Here is a 20,484-nt window from a genome sequence, read left to right as displayed (position 1 = left end):
CTGCGTCGAGCATCAGCAGCTGTCCGACCTTCTCCGGCAGGGTCATCCGTGACAACAAGTCCTCGATCCTTGCTGCCACAGGCGCTTCCGGATCCAGGTACGCGGCATAGCGGACCGACTGATTCACGGCATTCTCCAAGTCATCAGGCGTCAAAGATTCGGAAAGTTGGTTACCGACGCGGGCGCTTCGTCCCAAGGACGCCGCCGTCAACCGCGCAGGCGGGGGTCACTTCAGGCCGGTGGTGGCAATGCCGGCGACGAAGTGGCGCTGGAACAGCAGGAAGACGATCATCACCGGCAGCAGGACGATGACGCTACCGGCGAGCAGGACGCCGAAGCGCGTGAAGTCTTGTCCGCTGCTCGCCAGGGCGAGCCCGACCGGCAGCGTGTACTGGTCCTCGTTCTGGGCCACGACCAGCGGCCACAGGAAGCTGTTCCAGGAGCCGAGGAAGCTGATGATGCCGAGCGTGGCCAGGGCCGGCTTGGTCAGGGGCAGTACGATCCTCCAGAAGATGGCCAGCTCGCGGCAGCCGTCGACGCGGGCGGCGTCGATCAGCTCGTCGGGCAGGGTGGAGATGAACTGGCGCATCAGGAACACCCCGAACGGGCCGGCCAGGAAGGGCAGGAAGAGCCCGAGCAGGGAGCCGGTCAGCTTTAGGTTGGCCACGAGCACGTACATAGGTACGAACGTCACGAGACCGGGCACCATGAGCGTGGCGATGACCACGGTGAACAGGGCGCGCTGCCCGCGGAACTCCAGCTTGGCCAGGGCGTAGCCGAGCATTGAGCAGAAGAGCAGGTTGCCCGCGGTGATGGCGAGGGACACGACCACGGAGTTGGTGAACATGCTTGCGAAGTCGAGCTTGCTGAACAGCTGCTGGTAGTTGGCCACCGTGGGCTCGGACGGAATCAGGACAGGCGGCACGGCGCGAATGTCGGCTTCCGGCTTGAAGGAGCCGGACAGCATCCACAGGAACGGCGCCACCATGAGCAGCAGGGCGCCGGCGAGTGGCAGGTACAGCCACGGGTGACCCCAGGTGCGCCGGACCCGGCGGCGGCGCCGCCGGGCTCGGTCGGTGTCCCCGTGCGACGTTCGAACGATGGCGAGGATGGTCACAGCGATCACTCCTTCTCTCGCAGCACCCGGAACTGCAGCACGGTCAGCGCGACGATGAGGACGAAGACGACGTACCCCGCAGCCGACGCGACGCCGTAGTTGCCGTTGCCGAACTGCTTGTACGCGTACATGGTTGCCGACAGGGTCGAGTCGAGCGGTCCGCCTCCGGTCATGACGAACGGCTCGTCGAAGAACTGTAGGTAGCCGATGCCGGTGGTCACGGCGGTGAGCAGCAGGGCGGGGCGCAACAGCGGGAAGGTGACCCGCCAGAACCGCTGCCACGGCCCGGCCCCGTCGAGCTCGGCCGCCTCCTTGAGGGAGTCCGGGATGGACTGCAGCCCGGCCAGCATGATGATCATGACCGTGCCGAGGTTGCGCCACACCGCCATCACGATCATGACAGGCAGGGCGAAGCGGGTGTCCGCCAGCCACGCGGGGCCCTGGATGCCGAACCACGCCAGGACGGTGTTGACCAGCCCCGAGTGCGGATCCAGCAGCGTCTTCCACACCACGGCGACCGCCACGATGCTCGTGATCACCGGGAGGTAGAAGCCGACCCGGAACACGGCCCGGAACCGGCGGATGCCGCCATCGAGGGCGACGGCCGCGATGAGCCCGCAGGCCAGCGTCAGGGGCAGGCACACCAGGACGAACACGGCGGTGTTGCGCAGGGCGGTGATGAACTGGTCGTCCTGGAAGAGCCGCACGTAGTTGTCGAAGCCGATGAACGACACGGCCAGCGGGGTCCGCAGGTCGGCGCTCTGGGTGTCGCTCAGGCCCATGAACAGCGACCAGGCCAGTGGCAGCAGCATGAACGCCGCGAACAGCGCGAGGAAGGGCGCGGCGAGGACCCAGGCCGCTCGGGCCTGGCGTGAGCGCGCCGAGCGCCGGAGCGGGAAGCGCCGGCGCTCGGCCCTTCGCTCCGGCCCCGGGGCGCCCAGCTGCACGGCTTCGCGGCGTCCAGCGAGAGTTTCCGTCGGCATGGAGGTCATCCGTCCGTACGGCTGCCCGCGCTCAGCGACCTGCGCCGATGCTGCTGGCCTTGGACTGCAGCGTCTGCTGCACCTCGGCGACGGTGGCCTTGCCGAGGGACAGCCTCTCCAGCTGGGAGTCGATCGCGTCGGCGACCTGCTGCCAGGTCGTGATGGCAGGCGGCGCCTTGCTGACCTTCAGCTGCTCCGCGAACGCGTGCATCCGCTCGTCGTCGTCGAACTTCGCCGCCGTCCACGCTCCGGGCGATGCCGGCAGGTTGCCGCTGCTCTTGGCATAGGTCGCCAGGTTGGCCGGGTCGGTGAGGAACCTGACGAACTTCCAGGCCGCGTCGGAGTTCTTGGCGCTCTTGAACACCGCCAGGTCGCTGCCGCCGGCGAACCCGGCGGGTTGCTGACCGGACGGCAGCGGCGCGGTCTTCCACGTGTTGTCCAGCTTCGGGGCATCCTTGCGGAGGCTGCCGTTCACCCACGGGCCCTCTTGGTAGGTGGCGATCTGTCCGGCCTGGAACGCCTGCATGCTGTCGGTCTTGTCGGTCGGTGCCATGCGCCGCGTGGGGATGCTGGCGTAGTACTCCAGGGCCTTGGCGACCGCGGGCGAGTCGAAGGTGAAGGCGCCGCTCTCGGCGTCGTAGATGTCACCGCCCTGCTGCCAGACCAGCGGCAGCCAGAAGATCCAGGAGTTGAAGCCGATGTTCCACCCGGTGGCGTAGCGCAGCTTCGGGTTCTGCTTGCCGGCGGTGGCCTGCAGGGTCTTGAGGTCCTTCAGGTAGCCGTCCCAGTCCGTCGCAGGCGCGGTGATGCCGGCCTTGGCGGCGAGGTCGGTGCGGTAGTAGAGCACCATCGTGTTCGCGATGAACGGCACGCCGTACGCGGTGTTCTTGTACTTCGTCGTGTCCCACTGGCCCGGGTAGAAGTCCGACGACGTGAACGACGACGGAGTCGCCTGCAGGCCGTTCATCGCGGCCAGCTCGGCCATCCACGTCGTACCGATCACCGACAGGTCCGGTGTGTTGCCGCCGGCGATGGCCGTGGTCAGCTTGTTGTGGGCCTCGCCCCACGGGACCGGAGTGATCTTGACGTCGACGTCCGGGTTCTCCTGCTTGAACTTCGTGGCGAGATCCTTCAGGGCTGGGTCGGTGTCGCCCATGGACCACATAACCAGCGTCCCCGTGGCCTTGCCCGCGCTGACGGCGGCGGGCGCGTCCTTGCCTGGCCCGGAGTCCGCGCTCCGGCCGCAGCCGGTGGCCAGCAGGGCTGCGGTGATGGTGACGCACACGATCCGGACGGTTCGGACGGTGTGACGGGTGGAAGTGCGCATGGTGCGGCTCCTTGTCGTTGAGCGGTACAGGTGCGGGAGGCGGGAGGGCGCCCGGATGGTCGGCGAGTGGAGTGCTTCTGTGGCGGCAGTGCTTGGCGAGCTGGAGGCGTACTTGCAGCGCAGATCCGCCGCGAGGGTCGCCGTTGATCGGGCGTTGGCTCGCAGCCAGGTCCGGACGGTCGTGCCGTGGATTCAGGCTGCTGGGCTAGGGAAAACCGGGTTTAGGGAAGTCAGACGGAGCTCGTCGACGCACACGGTGCCGTGCTCTGCGAACAACTCGACTCGGCGGCGGCTCGCATTCGGGAAGATCTGATCCGTGATGACGGACTCTCCGATCCCGCCGAAGACCTCGAGCGACGCCACGTCGACCAGGAGCCGGATGATGACCCGGCCGCCGTGCAGGATCAGTGGTGCCCGGTGCGTCCCCGGGAACTGTGGGTGGAAGTCGACCTGCCCGGAGCGCGTTCGGTCGACATAGAGCGATCCGTCCGCGGCGTCGTATCCGACTTCAGTCTCCTCACCCTCGCCGCCCCGAAGCCGGATGCCGAATCTGCTGGCCGTGCGGGGGATGAAGCTGGCGTAGATCTCGAGGTGCTCGGCGCCCGGATGCTCCAGGAGCTTCTTGTCGCCGGAGTCGAGCTCGAGGTGGCGGTAGCGGGAGGACGCAGATCGCAAGCTCTCAAGCGCGGGTACCGGCTGTTGGACAACCCGGAGTCGGCCATCCACGCGCACCAACCGATGGACACGCGGGACGGACATGGCACCGCGGAAGCCGTCGGCCGGGGTGACGGCCGCGTAGGCCCAGTTGCTCATCCAGCCGATGAGGACACGCTCACCGTCAGGCGTGGCACCGAACGAGACCGACGCGTAGTAATCGGCCCCGAAGTCCAGCCACGTCGCCGCCGGAACATCGTCGTCGCCGTCACCCGCCAGGGCGGCGCTCTTCTCGAGAGTGAAGGTGGTGCCGTCGAAGTCGCCGAGGAAGTACTGAACGCCGGATCCGCCTGCCACGGCGCCGTCGCCGACGCTCACCACAAGCACCCACGCGGTCTCACTGTCCGTGCCTTCGACGCGCAACGGGAACAGGTCAGGACACTCCCATATACCTGCTGTGGCGCCAGCCGGCCCGAAGTCACTGAGGTGGCGCCAGTTTCGGAGGTCGCCCGAGGCGTAGAACTGCACGATCCGCTGGTCCGGGTGGGCGACCACCATCACCCAGTAGCCACCAGCCTCGTACCAGGACACCTTGGGATCGCGGAAGGCCGACGAGCCCACGTCGAGCACCGGGTTGCCCGCGTACCTGCTCCAGCTGCGACCGCGGTCGTGGCTCACCGCGAGAGCCTGAGCCTGCCGCCCGGAGGAGGGGTCGTGGGTGGTGTAGATGGCCACCATGGCAGGCGCGCCGTGGAGGCCGAAGCCGCTGGTGTTCCTGTGGTCGATGACCACGCTGCCGGAGAACACGTGCTCGGTCTCCGTGAACGGGATCGCGACCGGCAGCTCGACCCAGCTGACCAGGTCCGGGCTCACCGCATGCCCCCAGGACATGTTGCCCCAGTCGGTCTCGTGCGGGTTGTACTGGTAGAAGAGGTGGTACTCCCCGTCGTACCAGACGAGGCCGTTCGGGTCGTTCAGCCAGTTGCGTGCCGGGGTGTAGTGGAAGCCGGGCCGATGGCGGTCGAGGCTCAACGAGGGTCTCCTGTCGTGGTGTCGGGGCGGGGGCAGCGCGACACGTTCCGCCCTGATGCCCACGGGGGGGATGCCGGCGCGGCAGGCACGCCCGTGACCCGCTGATCGGTTGCCGTCATCGGAACGACCCCACAGCCACGCCTTCGACGAGGTACTTCTGGGTGAACGCGAACACCACGATGCTCGGCAGCAGGGCCAGGACGATGCCCGCGAGGACGATGGAGACGCTGCCCGTGCCGAAGTTGCCCTGCAAGGTGACGAGCCCGAGCGGCAGGGTGAAGTTGGACGAGTCCTGAAGGAAGATCAGCGGCCGGAAGAACTCGTTCCAGTACGCCGAGAAGTTCAGGACGGCCAAGGTCGCCATCGGCGCCATGGCAAGTGGGGCGTAGATCTGCCGAAACACGCGAAATGGCCCGGCACCGTCGACCCGGGCCGCCTCCCCCAGCTCGCGGGGCATCTGCAAGAAGTACTGGCGCATGAGAAACGTGCCAAAGGCGCCGCCGATCACGGGCAACACCAGTGACGCGCGTGAGTCGACCAGACCCAGCCTGCTGATGATGATGTAGACCGGGATGATCGTGGTCTGGGCAGGCACCATGAGCGTGGCCAGGACCATGGCGAAGATCGCGTTCCTTCCCCGGAATCTCACCATGGCGAACGCATAGCCGCTCATCGTCGACGTGATGAGCTGGAGCACGACGATGAGGCCGGTCACGACAACGCTGTTGATGAAGAACGTCAGCAGCGGGACGGCCGTGAACACCGCGGAGTAGTTCGTCCACACCGGGTCCGTCGGCAGCCACGCCGGGGGTTGGTCGTACGAGGTCGCCGGTGTGCGCAGCGAGGTGCTGATCGCCCACACGATCGGGAGGGCCACGAGCACGGCCGAGGCCACGAGGGCCACCACCGCGAGGATCCTGCCCGCGATGCGCGCAGCAACACGGGCCCGCAGCCCGGAGGGTGTCTTGGCTCTGGAGCTCAACACGGTGCTGGTCATGCGTAGAACACCCACTTCCGCCCAGCCACGAACTGCAGCCAGGTGAGGATCATGAGAAGGACGAAGAGGACGACGGAGATCGCCGAGCCGTAGCCGAACTGCAGGTTCTGGAACGCGGCCTGGTAGATGAGGATGACCGTCGTCGTGGTGGCGTCACCCGGCCCTCCCTTGGTCATGACCCATGGCTGGTCGAACAGCTGCAAGGCATTGATCAGCCCGATGACGGCCGCGAAGAAGACGGTCGGGCTGATGAGGGGCAGCTTCACTGCGAAGAACGTTCGAATCGGCCCCGCACCGTCCATGGCCACGGCCTCCAACACATCCCTCGGTATCGAGGAGAGCGCGGCGACGAACAGGATGAAGACGAAGCCGAGCTGCTGCCAGACGGCGACCATGACGATGGTTGCGGTCGCACCGGCCTCGGACCCGAGCCAGGAGACACCGCTCATCCCCACGAGGCCCAGGTAGTAGTTCACGACGCCGAACTTGTCGTTGAACAGGTACGTGAACACGATCGAAATCGAGGCCGCCGACACGAGCAGGGGCAGGAAGAACGCCGTCCGGAACAGACCCCGAAGGAACGTGGAGCGGAACCGCTGGACGAGCAGGGCGAGGCCGAGGCCGATGACCACCTGTGCCGCGACGATCATGGCCGCGAGCTTGATCGTCACCCAGAACGAGCGGATGACAGCCTGATCCTGCAGGAGCCGCTCATAGTTGCCCAACCCGACGAAGGTCGGTGGCGAGATCGCATCCCAGCTCACCAGGGACAGCAGCACAGACGCGACGATGGGGGCCAGGGTGAAGATAACGATGACGGCAAGTGACGCCGCGATCATGGCGTACCCGAACAGCGTTTCGCGACGCCGGAGCCGACGCAGGTCCGCTCCTGGTTCGGGGTTCCTCCGAGCGGCCGAACGTGAAGCCAGCTTGGTGGTGGTCAAGGCGCTCATGTCACGTAACCGCGTTCGCGGCGCCCTCGAGGTCTCCCTGCAAGCCGTCCAAGGCCGACCTGACGTTGCCTGAGGAGAGCGCTTGCGTCGTCCGGGAGACAAGAGCCGTGGCCATCTGGTTGTAGTAGGGAGGGGCCGGGATGGGCGCCGTGTCGGGCAGCTTGGTCAGCGTGTCGTAGAAGACCTGCCAGTGCTTGGGCCCGGTGCTCGCATAGCGGTCGGCCGTCATCATGGACCTGCGGGCCGGGGTGGTGACATTGCCGGCGGTGAGGACGTTGATGCCCTCAACACTGGACATCGACTTCATGAGCTCCCAGGCAAGCTCCTTGTTCTTCGACGAGCGCAGCATGCCGAATCCGCCGGTGCCGAAGAGGTGCCGCTGGGTCTTCCACTTCGGGAAGAGCTGGACGTCGAAGTCATTCATGCCCATCCCCGCGTTGTGCAGGCCGCCGGCCCAGAACCCGCCACCGATCGACATGCCGATCTTGTTGTTGGTGAACAGCCCCTGGAGCGTGCCACCACCGCCGGCGTCCGGCTGGGGCGCCAGCGCCTCGCGCTTCAGCTGGAGCATGTACTCGAGCGACTCGACGACCGCGTCGCTGTTGGCGGTCGGGGCGCCCCACTGAAAGCCGCCGCCACGGCCCTTGGCGGCCGGGTCATTGGCGTAGAACGTGTCCCAGAGCCAGTCTCCCCCGCTGTACTTGCCCTCGGTCAGCAGGTTGCCTCCGTTGGCGTACATGAACGAGGTCCAGCTGCCCCAGAGACGAACCACCCAGTTGAAGGCGACCACGTCGGGCGCTGCGGTCGAGATCTTCTTGGCAATGCCATGGAAGTCGTCCATGGTCCAGTCCGCCGCCGGGTAGTCGACGCGAGCCTGCTTCAGCAGCTTCGAGTTGAAGTACATGTTGCCGCAGTTGAAGTCCGTCGGAAGCTCGTACAGGCTGCCCTCGTACATCATCGCCTCGACCAGGCTGGGGTGCACGTCGCTGAAGTAGGACTGCAGCTCACTCTTGTCGCGCTTGACGTACTCGTCGAGCGGCTCGGCCAGCTTCTTCGAGGCGAAGAGCTGGACCCCCTCGGTGGCGACGCTGACGATGTCTGGGGGGTTGCCGGCCGCGATCTGGGCCAGCAGCTTCGTGAAGAACTCGTTCCAGTCAGTGCCCGTGGTCCCCACGAACCTCACCGTCACGCCGGGGTTGGCCTTGCGGAACGGGTCCGCAACCTTGCTGAGGCTGGCGGCCGACTTGGGGTCGCCGAAGTAGGCGACAGTGAGGGCCTTCGAGTCGCTACCCGAGCTGGCGCTGCAGCTCGAGAGGGCCGCCGTTGCCCCGAGGCCGAGAGCACCTGACAGAACGGCGCGACGCGACGGGCTAAAGCGCGCAGAAGAATCCATGGCAACTCCTTTGGGCCGTGGGTGAAGATTTCCGCTTGCCGAATCACGGGTGTGACTGGTGGCACCCAGTTCTAATACGAATCAGATCGGCGGTCAAGAGGTGTCTTGACCGCCCTCCGGTGGCCAGAGAGGGAGAGAACGGGTGGTCAGGCCTGCTCTGGGGGAGGTCCCAAGGTCGAACGCGTCACGAGGTACCCCTCCACCTGGTGCGAGTCGAGCGGCTCGCCGAGCTTGATCGACCTCAGCAGAGCCTTGACGGCAACCCGCCCGAGGTCGAAATGCGGCAGCGCCACCGTCGTCAGCCCCGGCGGATAATGCGAGGCCAGCTCCTCGTCGTCGTCGTAACCGACCACCGACAGATCCGCCGGGACCCGCAGCCCGACCTCACCCGCCGCGACGATCGCACCAACGGCGACACGGTCGTTGAAGCAGATCAGTGCCGTCGGCCGGTCGGCCGCATCGAGCAGCGCACGCGCCGCACGGTAGCCGTCGTCGATCTCGCCGCTCCCGGCGCGCACGATCCACCGGCGGTTCACGGGGATTCCGCGCTCGGCGAGCGCACGCCGGAACCCTGCCTCGCGCTCCTCGCTTGCTGGATCGATCTCCACATTTCGGATGAAGCCCAGCCTGCGGTGGCCGGCGTCCAGGGCCGCCGTCGTGGCGATCCAGCCACCCCGGAGCTCGGATGGAAGCACCGCCGGGTGCCCACGGTACGGGCGGCCCTGCAGCCGGAAGCCCCTGCCGGTCGCGCCACCGGAGCCTCGCTCCCAGCAGTTGATCAGCATCGAGGGCACCGCCGACAGGCCAGGGGGGAGGTCAGTGGCGCCCCAGATCATGCGCGCGTAGAGCAGCCCGTCGACGCGCCGGTCATTGAGGGCCTGCACCCCGACCTCGGCTCGCTGCACATCACCTGCCGTGTTGACGAGCAGCAGGAGGTGACCATCGAGCCAGGCTTCCTCCTGCGCGCCGAGCACCATTCGGCCTCCGAACGGGCCACTCCCGATGTGGTCGGTGATGAAGCCGATCGTCTTCGTCTGCTGAAGGCGCAGGCTGCGCGCCGCGAGATTGGGCCGGTAGCCGAGCTCCTCCATGGCCTGTCGGACACGAGCCTCGGTGCTCTCCGCGATGCCGATCGTGCGCGCGCGTCCGTTGACCACGGCGGAGACGGTGGGCTGCGAGACGCCGGCGCGCTTGGCCACGTCGACCATCGTCGGATGTGAGCGGCGGACCGTCATGGCCTACTCTCCTTGGGCTGCTGTGTGGGGAGGATACCTTCGACCACCGGATGGGCCTTGGCGGCGATCGGCTGAAGCCGGGTGAGCCGGCGAAAGGACCGGCGGAGCAGGCTTCGGCGCAGCGCCGTTCGACCGCATCCTGATCGTGACTCTACTGAGGCTCGGACGTTGCCGATAAGCGGAGGCAAGAGTGGCGGGATCGACGTAGCAGCCGTCCCATTCGGCGTGTGGACTGGCACTGCAGCTCCTCTTGAAGGGACATGCCCGGCGGAGCCGCGCCGGACGCGAATGGTGCGGCAGGGCTGACCGGCACACCTGCCGGTTCTTGCGGTGGGCGCCTCGTACTCTTGCGGCGTGGCAACCCATGAACCGCATCGCCGACCGTCGGCGAGTAGACCGCTGCGGGTAGATGTCGCACGCCTGGCCGGCGTCTCGCCAGCGACTGTCTCCTTCGTGCTCAACCAGACGGTCGGGCAGACGATCAGCGACGAGACCCGGCAACGCGTGCTACAGGCAGTCACCGAGCTCGACTACCGGCCCAACCGTGCCGCCCAAGGGCTGCGGCAGGGACGCACCGCGACGATCGGCTTCGTCAGTCACGACGCGGACTTCGGTGAGTTCGCCGCCTCGGCCATCAAGGGGGCGCACGAGGCGTGCATCCGGCAGGGCAACCTGCTGCTCCTCGTCAACACCGGTGGCTCGAACCGTCAGGCGGCTCACCTGATCGGCGACCTTCTCGACCGGCAGGCCGATGCGCTGATCTTCGCTGCGGTAGGCACGAGGTCGGTCGTGCTGCCGGACGCGGCCCTGCGCGTTCCGACGGTCCTGCTGAACTGCTTCGCCGCCAACGACCCGGTGCCGGCGATCCTGCCGGATGAGGTGCGTGGCGGACGGGAGTCCACCCAGGCACTGCTCGACCTCGGTCACCGCGACATCGCCTACCTCACCGGCAAGCCGAGTCAGTGGGCCACCAAGGCCCGCCTACGCGGTTTCCGCGAGGCGCTGCGCGGCGCGGGGCTGAACCCGGCGGAGCACACCGTGCTGTCCGGGAACTACCACGCGGACTCGGGCTACGATCTGGTGCGCACGCTGCTGCAACGCAACCCGCCACCGACCGCGATCATGTGTGGCAACGACCGGATGGCGGTGGGCGCGCTGCTGGGCCTGCTGGAGGCGGGGTTGCGGGTGCCTGAGGACGTGTCGGTGATGGGGTATGACGACCAGTTCCAGCTCGCGGCGGAGGTGCGTCCGGCCCTGAGCACCGTGCTGCTGCCGTACCCCGGGATGGGACGCCTGGCGGCCGAGCAGCTGGCCATCGGCGTGCCCACGAGCCCCGGCCGCACCCTGGTGCACTGCCCGGTCGTGATGCGCGACTCCACCGCGCCCCCAGCCCGGACCCGCGCCAGGTCTTGAAGCCGGACCGGCCCCGCTGGTCCACCCTGCCTGCAGCGGAAACTCCCTCGTAACAAGATCTTGACGCGGGGGGTGGGCGCGCCTACGTTTGCTCACTAACCCGAATTAGTGACTGGCTGTGGTACCCCGATGCAAGACCTGCCATCGGCATGCCAAGCGCATCTGCGGGGGATGGCGGCTGTCGCAGCCCGTCGGCGACTGAGAGGTTGCGCGACTGGTTGCCGTGACAGAAACCCCTTCGACCGCACGATCTTTGACAACGAGTTCCTTCGGAGGAATGAGCATGGCCAAGTTAAGAGGCAGGTCACTTCTGGTGCCTGCTCTGGGTGTGAGCCTCGCAGCGCTGCCCCTCGCGACCCCACAAGCACAAGCAGCGCCGCCACCAGGTGCTAGCTCGCCCGTGCACGTGTGGCTCACTGACGTCTCGAGCGAGAAGTGGGTCCAGAAGCAGGGCGACGTCTCGTTCCAGACGAAGCAGACGGCCAACCCGCTGACGATCAAGGTGGAAAGCAGTGTCAAGTATCAGAAGGTCACCGGCTTCGGCGCGGCCCTGACCGACTCGTCGGCCTGGCTGATCGACAAGCTGCCGGCCAGCGGTCGTGACACGTTGATGAACAAGCTGTTCGACCCGTCGAACGGGATCGGGCTGAGCATGGTCCGGCTGCCGATGGGCGCCTCGGACTTCGCGGCGAGCGGCAACTACTCCTACGACGATATGCCGGCCGGCCAGACCGACCCCACGCTGTCGAAGTTCTCGATCGCGCACGACGAGCCGTACATCATCCCGCAGCTGAAGCAGGCACTCGCGCTGAACCCGTCGATCAGGATCACCGCGACACCGTGGAGCCCGCCGGGCTGGATGAAGACCTCCGACAACATGATCGGCGGCACCCTCAAGGACGAGTACTCCCAGGCACTGGCCAACTACTTCGTGAAGTTCATCCAGGCCTACGGCAAGGCTGGCGTGCCGGTCCACTATGTGACGCCGCAGAACGAGCCGCTCAACGCCCCTACCTGGCCGGGCACCGCGCTGACGCCCTCTCAGCAGATCACCCTGGTGCAGCAGATGGGCAAGGCGTTCGCGGCAAACAAGCTGTCCACGAAAATCCTGGCCTGGGACCACAACTGGGACGTCCCTTCGTACCCCGAGTCGGTCTTCAACGACCCGGCCACCGCCAACTACGCGGTCGGCAGCGCCTGGCACATCTACAGCGGCACCCCGATCTACCAGACCCTGACCCACAACGACTACCCGGGCAAGGAGTCGTATCTGACCGAGGCCACCGGCGGTGACTGGCAGGCCAGCAAGCAGGTCGCTTTCCACGACGCCCTCAAAAGCTGGGTCATTGACGGCACGCGCAACTGGGCCAACGGCGTGACGCTGTGGAACATCGCGCTCGACCCGGACAAGGGCCCGCTGAACAGCGACACCAACGGCATCGGCATCTGCCGCGGGCTGGTCACGATCGACCCCAAGACGGGGGCGGTGACGTACAACGCGGACTACTACGCCCTCGCCCAGGTCAGCAAGTTCGTCAAGCCCGGCGCCCACCGGATCTACTCCAACACCTTCGGGGAAGGAAGCATCGAGGACGTCGCGTTCCAGAACCCCGACGGCTCCAAGGTGCTGGTCGCCTACAACGACAGCAACGCCGAGAAGACGTTCAGCGTCGCCGAAGGCACCCAGTCGTTCGACTACACCCTCGGCGCCGGCGACGCGGTGACCTTCACCTACTCCGGGCCGACGCAGAACGGCAGCACCCAGGCGGCGACCAACGTCACGGACCCGAACCACGACTTCATCTTCGGTAAGAACGACCCGGCGACGGTCACCTACGATCCCGACCTGCTGCCCGTGCAGAACGGCATCAAGACCGGAAAGGACCTGCTCACCTACTCCCTCCCGGTCGGTACTTCCGTCCGGACACCGGGCGCCGAGCTCAGCCGTAGTGGGTGGACCGCCAAGTCGTCGTCCAGCGCGGCGGGCGACCCGGCCGCGGACGCCATCGACGGTGACGCCAACACCCGTTGGCGCTCCGGGGCGAAGGTGAAGAGCGGCGACTGGTTCCAGCTCGACTTCGGCACTCCGACGAACTTCAACAAGATCGTCATGGAGAACACCGCGAAGAACGCCTTCGACTCACTCGCCAAGTACCAGGTGTACGTCTCGAACGACGGCGTCAGCTGGGGCAGCGCGGTCGCCGACGGCAGCGGCGACCTCGGCACGGTCGCCATCTCCCTGGCACCCCAGACCGCGAGGTACGTCCGGATCGTCGCGAGCGCGCCGTCGTTCTTCTTCCGCTGGTCGATCGGTGAGATCAAGGTGTTCGGCGGCACGAGCGGAACGGCATCGATCCAGGCTCCGACGTCGGTGCCCAAGGGCCTCGAGCTACAGAAGTGGACCGCGCCGGACGGCGCCGACGTCTCAGTGGTCTACAACGGAAGCCGCACCAGCCAGACGTTCCCGGTGTCCAAGGACGGCTCGTACACGTACGCGCTGCCCAGCGGAACGTCGGCGATGTTCACGAGGCAGTCCTTGTCGAGCTACCCGAAGCCGGGCTTCAGCAGCCTGACACCGAACCGGGGCATCCCGGGGTACAAGTTCAAGATCACGGGTTCTCACTTCGGGAAGACGCAGGGCCTGGGCACCGTGTACTTCGGATCGGTCCACGCCAAGATCGAGAGCTGGACCGACACGAGCATCAGCGCATACGTTCCGGGGGGACTTGCCTCCGGAAAGTACGAGGTTTCGGTGATCGGTGCCGGCGGGGAGCCCGCGGGGGGAGTGCCGTTCACCGTGACCGGTCTGGGCACTCCGCTGGACCGGGAGGGCTGGACCGCGACGGCCTCGGACGTGAGCCCATGGCCAAGCGACGTGGTGGAGCACCTGCTCGACGGCGACACCGACTCGCGCTACAGCTCCGGGACCGGTCAGAAGAACGGCATGTGGCTCCAGGTCGACATGAAGCAGCAGCAGACCTTCAACCGGGTCGTGCTGGACTCCGGCAGCAGCACGGGAGACGTTGCGCGAAGCGCAGACGTGTACGTGTCCTCCGACGGAGACAGCTGGACGAAGGTCTCCTCCGTCACGGCAACCGGCCAGCAGATCGAGCTGGCATCCTTCTCCACCCAGACGGCCCGCTTCCTCAAGGTCATCAACACCGGCAGCTCGGGCAACTGGTGGTCCATCGCGGAGCTCGGTGTCTACAACAACACCGACCCGGATCCGGAGCCGGACCCGAACGCTCCACTGGACAAGACTGGTTGGGCCGCAACGGCGTCGGACGAGAGCCCGTGGCCCAACGATGCCCTCGCCCACATCCTCGACGGCGACACCAGCTCCCGGTACAGCTCCGGGGACGGCCAGTACGACGGGATGTGGATCCAGGTCGACATGGGCCAGCAGCAGACCCTCAACAAGGTCGAGCTGGACCCCGGCAGCAGCACGGACGACTACGCGCGAAGCGCCGACGTCTACGTGTCCTCCGACGGGACCGGATGGACGAAGGTGGCATCGATCTCAGGAGCCGGCCAACCGACCCAGGTGGCAACCTTCGCGACGCAGACGGCCCGCTACCTCAAGGTCGTCAACACCGGAAGTGTCGGCAACTGGTGGTCGATGGCGGAGCTCAACGTGTACTACGACGCTGATCTCGATGCACCGTTGGCCCGCGACGGTTGGACCGCGACGGCGTCCGACGAGAGTCCCTGGCCGAACGATGCGCTCGGACACCTCCTGGACGGCGACATCGGCTCCCGGTACAGCTCGGGGACCAGCCTGTACGACGGCATGTGGATCCAGGTCGACATGGGCCAGCCGCAGACCTTCAGCAAGGTCGTGCTCGACTCGGGCAGCAGCACCGATGACTACGCGCGGGGCGCCGACGTCTACGTGTCCTCCGACGGATCGGGCTGGACCAAGGTCGCTTCCATCGTGGCCGACGGCCAGCCGACCCAGGCGGTGACCTTCCCGACGCAGACGGCCCGCTACCTCAAGGTTGTCAACACCGGCAGTGCCGGCAGCTGGTGGTCGATCGCCGAGCTCAAGGTCTACAAGTAACGGCGCGCTGTAAGCTCCGGGCCCGGTCAGCCCTCGCTGAGCGGGCCCGGAGTCGCCGAAGAACCCCCTGCGCTCACGTGTCTCAGCGTGGCGACCAGATCAGTAGGAAGGTTCACCATGGTTCATGTGGCTGCAATGACGCAGCGAAGGCCGGCTGTCCGGCGGCGCCTCGCTCGCAACGTAGGAGTTGTGACTCTCCTCAGCTCTCTCCCTGCCGTGCCAGGTTCGGGCTTGGCGGCCGCCGGCACGGCCGTCGGCACGGACACCGGTACGACCTACACCGCACCGCCTCTGGCCTCACCTAGGTCACCAGCTTCCGATCGTCCCTCGCCACCCTCTGGCCCAGCACAAGCGGTCAGCGGGCCCGGCCCGTTGGAGTGAGGCGTCACGTGCGGGGGTATGCGCCGGTGACCGTCCTTGATCGATGCTGTCCATCGAGGGAATGCTCGACGTCGACGGTCATGTGTCGAGCCAATTGCGACTCCATCGCGAGGAGTCGGTTGTGCGTCTGGAGCGTCTCGGCAGGCTCTCCGAGCGACGCGACCACGCCGCCGATGGTGATGCCGAGCCGTTCGGCGTGGTGGATGCGGGCCAGGAGTGGTCGCCACTGGTCGGCGCGTTTGGCGGCCTCGATCTCCTCGGGCGTGATGCCGAACCGGATGAGGTCCTCGGTGATCTGCCTTTCGCGGTGGTGAGTGTGGATGGCCGCGCCTTCGGCGTCGAGCCGCGCCGGGTTTTCGGCCGCTCGCGCCTCGTGGTGGCGGATTTCGGTGGCGGACCGGTCTGCGCCGGCGTGCGCGAGGACCTGCTTGAGAACGTCGACGGCTTGGACCTCAGACGGTTCGTCGTGGGCGGTCGCGAGGTCCGGGTCATACATCGTGTCGACATAGAGCCGGTTGCTCTCTCGGCCGCGGGTGGCCATCACGTAGAGCGGTTCGCGCACGGTCGTGGCGGTGACGTACGCGTGGGCGGTGTCGACGGTCCGGCCCTGGGCCCGGTGTGCGGTGGTCGCGTAGCCGAGCTCGAGGTGCTCACGCACGTAGCCGGCCGGTAGGACGGCGGCTCCCCCGCCGCCCGGGCGCCGCACCCGCACTGATCCGTCGCCGTTGATGTCGGTCACCGTCCAGATGTCGCCGTTCTTCACCCACGCGCCGGAGGTGGCCAGGTCGCGCTGGTTCAGGCGGGTGACGACCACGTCCCCGACACCGATCGTCGCGCCGCCGGCGATGGCCGCCCCATCATCGGTGACCTCGGAGACAGCGACCCGATCGGCGCGGGCGCGGGCGTTGAGGTCGGCCACGGTCTGCGCGTCGGACGCGACCATGATCGACCGCTTCCCGGCCTTGGTGTCTGCTCGCCACGCCTCGTAGAGCAGGTCGAGCATCGACTCCCGGTCGCCGCCCTCCACCCGACCCTGCTTCACGTACTTCTCGGCGGCGGTCACGCGTCCGGCCCGCAGCCCCAGTGAGGCGTCGCATTCCCACTCGTGCCGGAACCGACGCACATCCGTCAACTGCGCGGCATCCTCGCGGTCGGTCGCGACAAGCTTGAACGCGCCCCCAGCAGACACGGGCGACAGCTGGGCCCAGTCCCCCACGAGCAGCACCTTCGCGCCCGCCGCCCGGGCGTGCGCGGTGAGGGTGTCGAGCTCGAACGTGCCGGCCATCGACGCCTCGTCGACGATCACCAGCTGCCCCGGCTTGAGCCGCCACCGGTCCACGTCCGCTGCCACCGCCCTCGCCCGGCCAACCAGTGCACGGGTTCGAAGCGAGGGGCTGACCCGGTCCAACCGTGCCGCCAGCCGGTCCAGCTCCTCCAACCGGGCGGGCTGCCGGGCGGCCTCAGTCAGCCACTTCGTCGTGTTCTCGGTCGGCACCCCCACCGCCTCCGCCAACACCTCCGCCGCGGCCGCCGACGGCGCCAACCCAACCACCGATCCCGGCCCGAACGCGGCCTCCCACCCGGCCCGGACCCCCGCCATCGCGGTCGACTTTCCCGTCCCGGCCGGCCCGACGAGCACGTCCAACACCCGCCCCGAGCCAAGCACCTGGCACACCGCCGCGGCCTGCTCGCCCGACAGGGGATGGTCACGCCCGGGCAGATCCCGCGCGGTGACCGACACTGCGACGGCCTCCTCGACAACAGGCGCGTCGGTCGCGCGACCGGCAGCGAGGAGCCGCTCTTCCGCGTCCATGAGGGCGCCGGTGGTGAACAGCTCGGAGTTGCGGGGACGGAACCGGGAGGACCCGTCCGGCCGGCGCAGAGCCTCGGGCACGACCCCGGTCTCCTGGGGCGTGAGCGCCACCGACCGTTCGAGGGCCAGGTCCGTGACCCGCTCGGCGACGGCGACACGCTCGCCCGGGTCGGTGAACCGGACCCCGGCGATCTGCCGCAGGACCTCCGCGAGAACGTTCGCGCGGGTGAACGTCGCCCGCTTGCTGGAGACCACCTCGACCGCGACCCGCGCCGCCTCCTCGAGCATCCCCACGGACAGGTCCGACGCCCTCAGCAGCGGCAGGTCGTTCCGGCCGGCGAGGGAAGCGACCCACGCCTGCGGGTCCTCCCCGACGAACGGCTCCGCGCGGCGCCGCCAGCCCTTGAGGAGGTCCGCCAGGGGCTTGAGCTCCTTGTCGGGGCGGGTCTCCAGGGTCGCCTGCTGCCGCATCTGGAGCACCTCCCGCGCCGTCGGCTGCCGCCCGTGGCCGCTCACGAACCGCTCCACGAGGACGTCCTTGGCCTGCTCGATCTCGCTGGTGCGCTGGGAGAACTCGGCCCGCAGCGCCTCGCTGACGCCGGTGACCTCCCACTTCTCCACGGCCGAATGGCGGCGCCCTTCCGGGGTCCAGCCGACCCCGAGGTCGGCGGTGACCAGGTCGGCCAGCACCCCGTTGTACAGCTCGGACAGACCGACGGCCGACCGGAAGAGCGCCTTGCTGTCAAGGGTGCGCCAGCCGCCGTCCGAGGCCGCCTGCGCACGGTTCAGCACCACCACGTGCGTGTGCAGCTGCGGGTCCCCCGCGCGTGAGTCCCAGTGCTCGAACGCCGCCGCCACAACACCCCGCACGTCCTCCGACACCACCCCGCCACGGCCGGTCCGGGTCGCGAACACCTGCTCCTCCGCATACGAGAGGACGAACCCCAACGCCTCCTGATGCGCGGCCCGGATCCGCTCCCGGGTCGCCTCGTCCGCGAGCGCCCAGACCGTCGAGACCGACTTCGGTGCGCTGAACGTGAGATCGAACCCGGCCACCGTCTTCGCAGCCTTCCGCCCGCGGCCAAGACCGTCCACGCATGCCGTTCCGCTGACTCCCGGGGACCGGCCCAGCGGCTGCCCCGTGACCGGGTCCTGCAGCATCCCGAGCATCCGCCACAGCTGCTCCACCGTCACGACAGAGCCCGGTTCGACCCCTCGCCCAGCGTCCAGACCCGCCAGGCCCCGGCCCAGGAACCGGCCCGGCGGCGTACCCGCCTGCGCGTAGTAGCCGGTCAGCGGGGAGGTCGTCGGGCCACCGGAGTCGCCGCGGGCCACCGATGACATCAGGTACCGGTAACCCGACCCAAGGGTCATCCGCCTGATCGACATCGTCACCCCCGAACCACCCCGTCGGCGGGTCACCATCGGCGGGAGCCCCACCTTTGGTGCCAGACGTGTGGAGCAAAAGATGGCCCAGTTGGGCTAGGAGGACGGGGACGAGGGCTCCGGCGGGCGACGGGGCCGGGCCGATGGGTGGCGGTGGCGGGGTGGCGGGGAGGCAGCGTGGTGCGGGGGTCGGTTGGCGGCGAGGCCGGTTGGGGTGGCGCACTGGGCGCGAGGGAGTCAGGCGGGCTGAACGGGGCTCAGGTACCGGGAATCGACCCAGGCCTGCGCCGTGATCGGCCGATCGACGTCCATAACCAGCCTCACTCGCCCCGCACGCTCGGACAGGCGATCGCCGCATCCGCACTTCGACAGTCCCGGTAAACCACGTGCGCGGCATACGAAGGGGCGGCGAGCCGTCGGGACGTGCGTCACATCGCCGCCTGCGAGGTAAAGCAGGGCGTGTAGTTATGGGGGCGCGGCGCTTGTCGCGTTGATGTTACATAGCGCGGCATGCCGAGGGCGAGGCTTGTCTCGGGCACGATTGGGCGCGGCTCGCCTGTGTGTCGAGGGCCAACCCGGCCAGAGCGGGCGCGTCCTGTTTCAGGACGCTGTGGTGCCGGAACGTCGCCCGCTGGAGTTGCCTCGAGCGGCGCGTCCTCGCGCCTGGCCGGTCTTGGGTTCGGTCCATCCTTGGAGCGCGCCGTAGAAGGCGCCGACGAGTCGGTCGATGGCCTCGTCTTCTGCCATGCCGGTGTCGAGGAGGTCGAGGACGTCACGTGGGTCGAACAACACGTTGTGCAGGAACAAGGCTTGGTTGAAGTGTTCGTCGGGGATGCCGAGTTGCCGCATCACTCCGCGGATGGGCCTTTCCCAGGCGTCCCGCACGCCCAGCAGGAGGTCGTCGTTCTCCGACAGGCGGCGGAGGAACCCTATGCGAGAACGCAGTTGGATCATGGCGGGGCCATGAACCTTGAGCTGCCCGACCCAGTGGACAACGACCTTCTCGAAGAGCGCCGTGCCGGCTTCTGGGCAGTCGTGGCTGTAGTCCCGGAGCTCGACGACGACCCCGCGCATGTAGCTGGTGAGTAGTTCCTCGAGTGACGTGAAGTAGCGGTAGGCGGTGGCCACCGACAGGCCGGCCGCCTCGGCAACGGTTGGCATGCCGAGCGCTTCGGGGTTCGTCCGCAGGATCTTGCTCACGGCCTCGAGCAGCTTCCGCCGGTTGCGGAGGGCGTCGCTGCGTGGGCCGCGGGATGTGCGCGGCCTCCTTGCTGGACCCTGGACCTCACCAGTCGTCATGGTTCATCCAAGACCAAACAGATAGTCGTCTCTCGGTTGCACGGCGCAAAGATAGCAGACGCAAGCTCCCGGCCTGTACAGGCGGACCCTTGACAGCATGCCCGAGCAGCGGCATAGTCATCACCTAAGTAAGAGCGCTGTCGCAGTTTCACCGGGTGTCCAGCCCTCGATGACACACCTCCGGGATCCGGGGCCGAAGGCCTCAGGCCGCTCGAACGCAACTCAACAACGATGAAGTGAGACCCAGTTCTCAAACTAGGCAGGTGATCGTCGTACAACGGCGATGGCTCTCCTGGGTGTAATCGGCGAGTCCCGCTGGGCGGGGCGATGGAAGGAGTTTCGATGGCTTTGCCACTTACCAAGCGGGTTGGCGCGGTAGTCGCCGCGGCATCGCTCACGGCTCTCGGGGCGTGCAGCTCGTCCGGCCAGGAGGGCGCTCAG

12 protein-coding genes are annotated in these 20,484 nt (G+C 67.7%); 2 read left to right on the top strand and 10 right to left on the bottom strand.

Annotated features, from left to right (window positions below):
* Positions 1 to 226 precede the first annotated feature (226 nt).
* The 8 genes from H9I49_RS21965 to H9I49_RS21930 form a co-directional block, all read right to left on the bottom strand.
* The gene (locus H9I49_RS21965) at positions 227 to 1,123 is read right to left on the bottom strand and encodes a carbohydrate ABC transporter permease (protein ID WP_188032546.1); all 897 of its coding nucleotides are present in this window, start codon (positions 1,121 to 1,123) and stop codon (positions 227 to 229) included.
* Positions 1,123 to 2,100, bottom strand: coding sequence for a carbohydrate ABC transporter permease (locus H9I49_RS21960; protein WP_223129082.1), 978 nt, complete (start codon positions 2,098 to 2,100; stop codon positions 1,123 to 1,125). The genes H9I49_RS21965 and H9I49_RS21960 overlap by 1 nt, the downstream gene beginning before the upstream one ends.
* Before the next feature lie 31 nt (positions 2,101 to 2,131).
* Positions 2,132 to 3,427, bottom strand: coding sequence for an extracellular solute-binding protein (locus H9I49_RS21955; protein ID WP_188032535.1), 1,296 nt, complete (start codon positions 3,425 to 3,427; stop codon positions 2,132 to 2,134).
* A 192-nt stretch (positions 3,428 to 3,619) separates the two neighbouring features.
* Positions 3,620 to 5,113 (bottom strand): glycoside hydrolase family 32 protein, encoded by a 1,494-nt coding sequence (locus tag H9I49_RS21950; protein ID WP_188032534.1) that lies wholly within the window; start codon positions 5,111 to 5,113, stop codon positions 3,620 to 3,622.
* A gap of 115 nt (positions 5,114 to 5,228) precedes the next feature.
* On the bottom strand, positions 5,229 to 6,110 hold the full coding sequence (locus H9I49_RS21945; protein ID WP_188032533.1) for a carbohydrate ABC transporter permease: 882 nt from the start codon (positions 6,108 to 6,110) through the stop codon (positions 5,229 to 5,231).
* Positions 6,107 to 6,949, bottom strand: a complete 843-nt coding sequence (locus H9I49_RS21940; RefSeq protein WP_255524188.1) for a carbohydrate ABC transporter permease — start codon at positions 6,947 to 6,949, stop codon at positions 6,107 to 6,109. Before H9I49_RS21940 ends, H9I49_RS21945 begins: the two co-directional genes overlap by 4 nt.
* A gap of 115 nt (positions 6,950 to 7,064) precedes the next feature.
* Positions 7,065 to 8,456 (bottom strand): sugar ABC transporter substrate-binding protein, encoded by a 1,392-nt coding sequence (locus H9I49_RS21935; protein ID WP_188032531.1) that lies wholly within the window; start codon positions 8,454 to 8,456, stop codon positions 7,065 to 7,067.
* 146 nt (positions 8,457 to 8,602) lie between these two features.
* Positions 8,603 to 9,664, bottom strand: coding sequence for a LacI family DNA-binding transcriptional regulator (locus tag H9I49_RS21930; RefSeq protein ID WP_255524201.1), 1,062 nt, complete (start codon positions 9,662 to 9,664; stop codon positions 8,603 to 8,605).
* A gap of 357 nt (positions 9,665 to 10,021) precedes the next feature.
* Between H9I49_RS21930 and H9I49_RS21925 the strand changes: the two genes are divergently transcribed.
* Both H9I49_RS21925 and H9I49_RS21920 read left to right on the top strand, forming a co-directional pair.
* On the top strand, positions 10,022 to 11,104 hold the full coding sequence (locus tag H9I49_RS21925) for a LacI family DNA-binding transcriptional regulator (protein WP_188032529.1): 1,083 nt from the start codon (positions 10,022 to 10,024) through the stop codon (positions 11,102 to 11,104).
* Between the two features lie 400 nt (positions 11,105 to 11,504).
* Positions 11,505 to 15,164 (top strand): discoidin domain-containing protein, encoded by a 3,660-nt coding sequence (locus H9I49_RS21920; protein WP_188032528.1) that lies wholly within the window; start codon positions 11,505 to 11,507, stop codon positions 15,162 to 15,164.
* A gap of 385 nt (positions 15,165 to 15,549) precedes the next feature.
* On the opposite strand, the gene mobF is transcribed toward H9I49_RS21920, so the two are convergent.
* Together mobF and H9I49_RS21910 are read right to left on the bottom strand one after the other, a co-directional pair.
* On the bottom strand, positions 15,550 to 18,747 hold the full coding sequence (mobF, locus tag H9I49_RS21915) for a MobF family relaxase (RefSeq protein WP_304650681.1): 3,198 nt from the start codon (positions 18,745 to 18,747) through the stop codon (positions 15,550 to 15,552).
* A 597-nt stretch (positions 18,748 to 19,344) separates the two neighbouring features.
* Positions 19,345 to 19,944: a TetR/AcrR family transcriptional regulator gene (locus H9I49_RS21910; RefSeq protein ID WP_223129081.1), complete on the bottom strand. Its 600-nt coding sequence runs from the start codon at positions 19,942 to 19,944 to the stop codon at positions 19,345 to 19,347.
* Positions 19,945 to 20,484 lie beyond the last annotated feature (540 nt).

The sequence above is a fragment of the Terrabacter sp. MAHUQ-38 genome (assembly GCF_014518425.1).
Classification (GTDB): Bacteria; Actinomycetota; Actinomycetes; order Actinomycetales; family Dermatophilaceae; genus Terrabacter.
The sequence above is the reverse complement of the archived record's forward strand: the minus strand, read 5'-3'. Positions and strand labels throughout refer to the sequence as shown.

Bases quoted from the DNA above. Each gene is read 5' to 3' on its own strand.
- H9I49_RS21940 (WP_255524188.1), bottom strand. From the start codon at position 6,949: ATGATCGCGGCGTCACTTGCCGTCATCGTTATCTTCACCCTGGCCCCC.
- H9I49_RS21930 (WP_255524201.1), bottom strand. From the start codon at position 9,664: ATGGTCGACGTGGCCAAGCGCGCCGGCGTCTCGCAGCCCACCGTCTCC.
- H9I49_RS21955 (WP_188032535.1), bottom strand. From the start codon at position 3,427: ATGCGCACTTCCACCCGTCACACCGTCCGAACCGTCCGGATCGTGTGC.
- mobF (WP_304650681.1), bottom strand. From the start codon at position 18,747: ATGTCGATCAGGCGGATGACCCTTGGGTCGGGTTACCGGTACCTGATG.
- H9I49_RS21960 (WP_223129082.1), bottom strand. From the start codon at position 2,100: ATGCCGACGGAAACTCTCGCTGGACGCCGCGAAGCCGTGCAGCTGGGC.
- H9I49_RS21945 (WP_188032533.1), bottom strand. From the start codon at position 6,110: ATGACCAGCACCGTGTTGAGCTCCAGAGCCAAGACACCCTCCGGGCTG.
- H9I49_RS21935 (WP_188032531.1), bottom strand. From the start codon at position 8,456: ATGGATTCTTCTGCGCGCTTTAGCCCGTCGCGTCGCGCCGTTCTGTCA.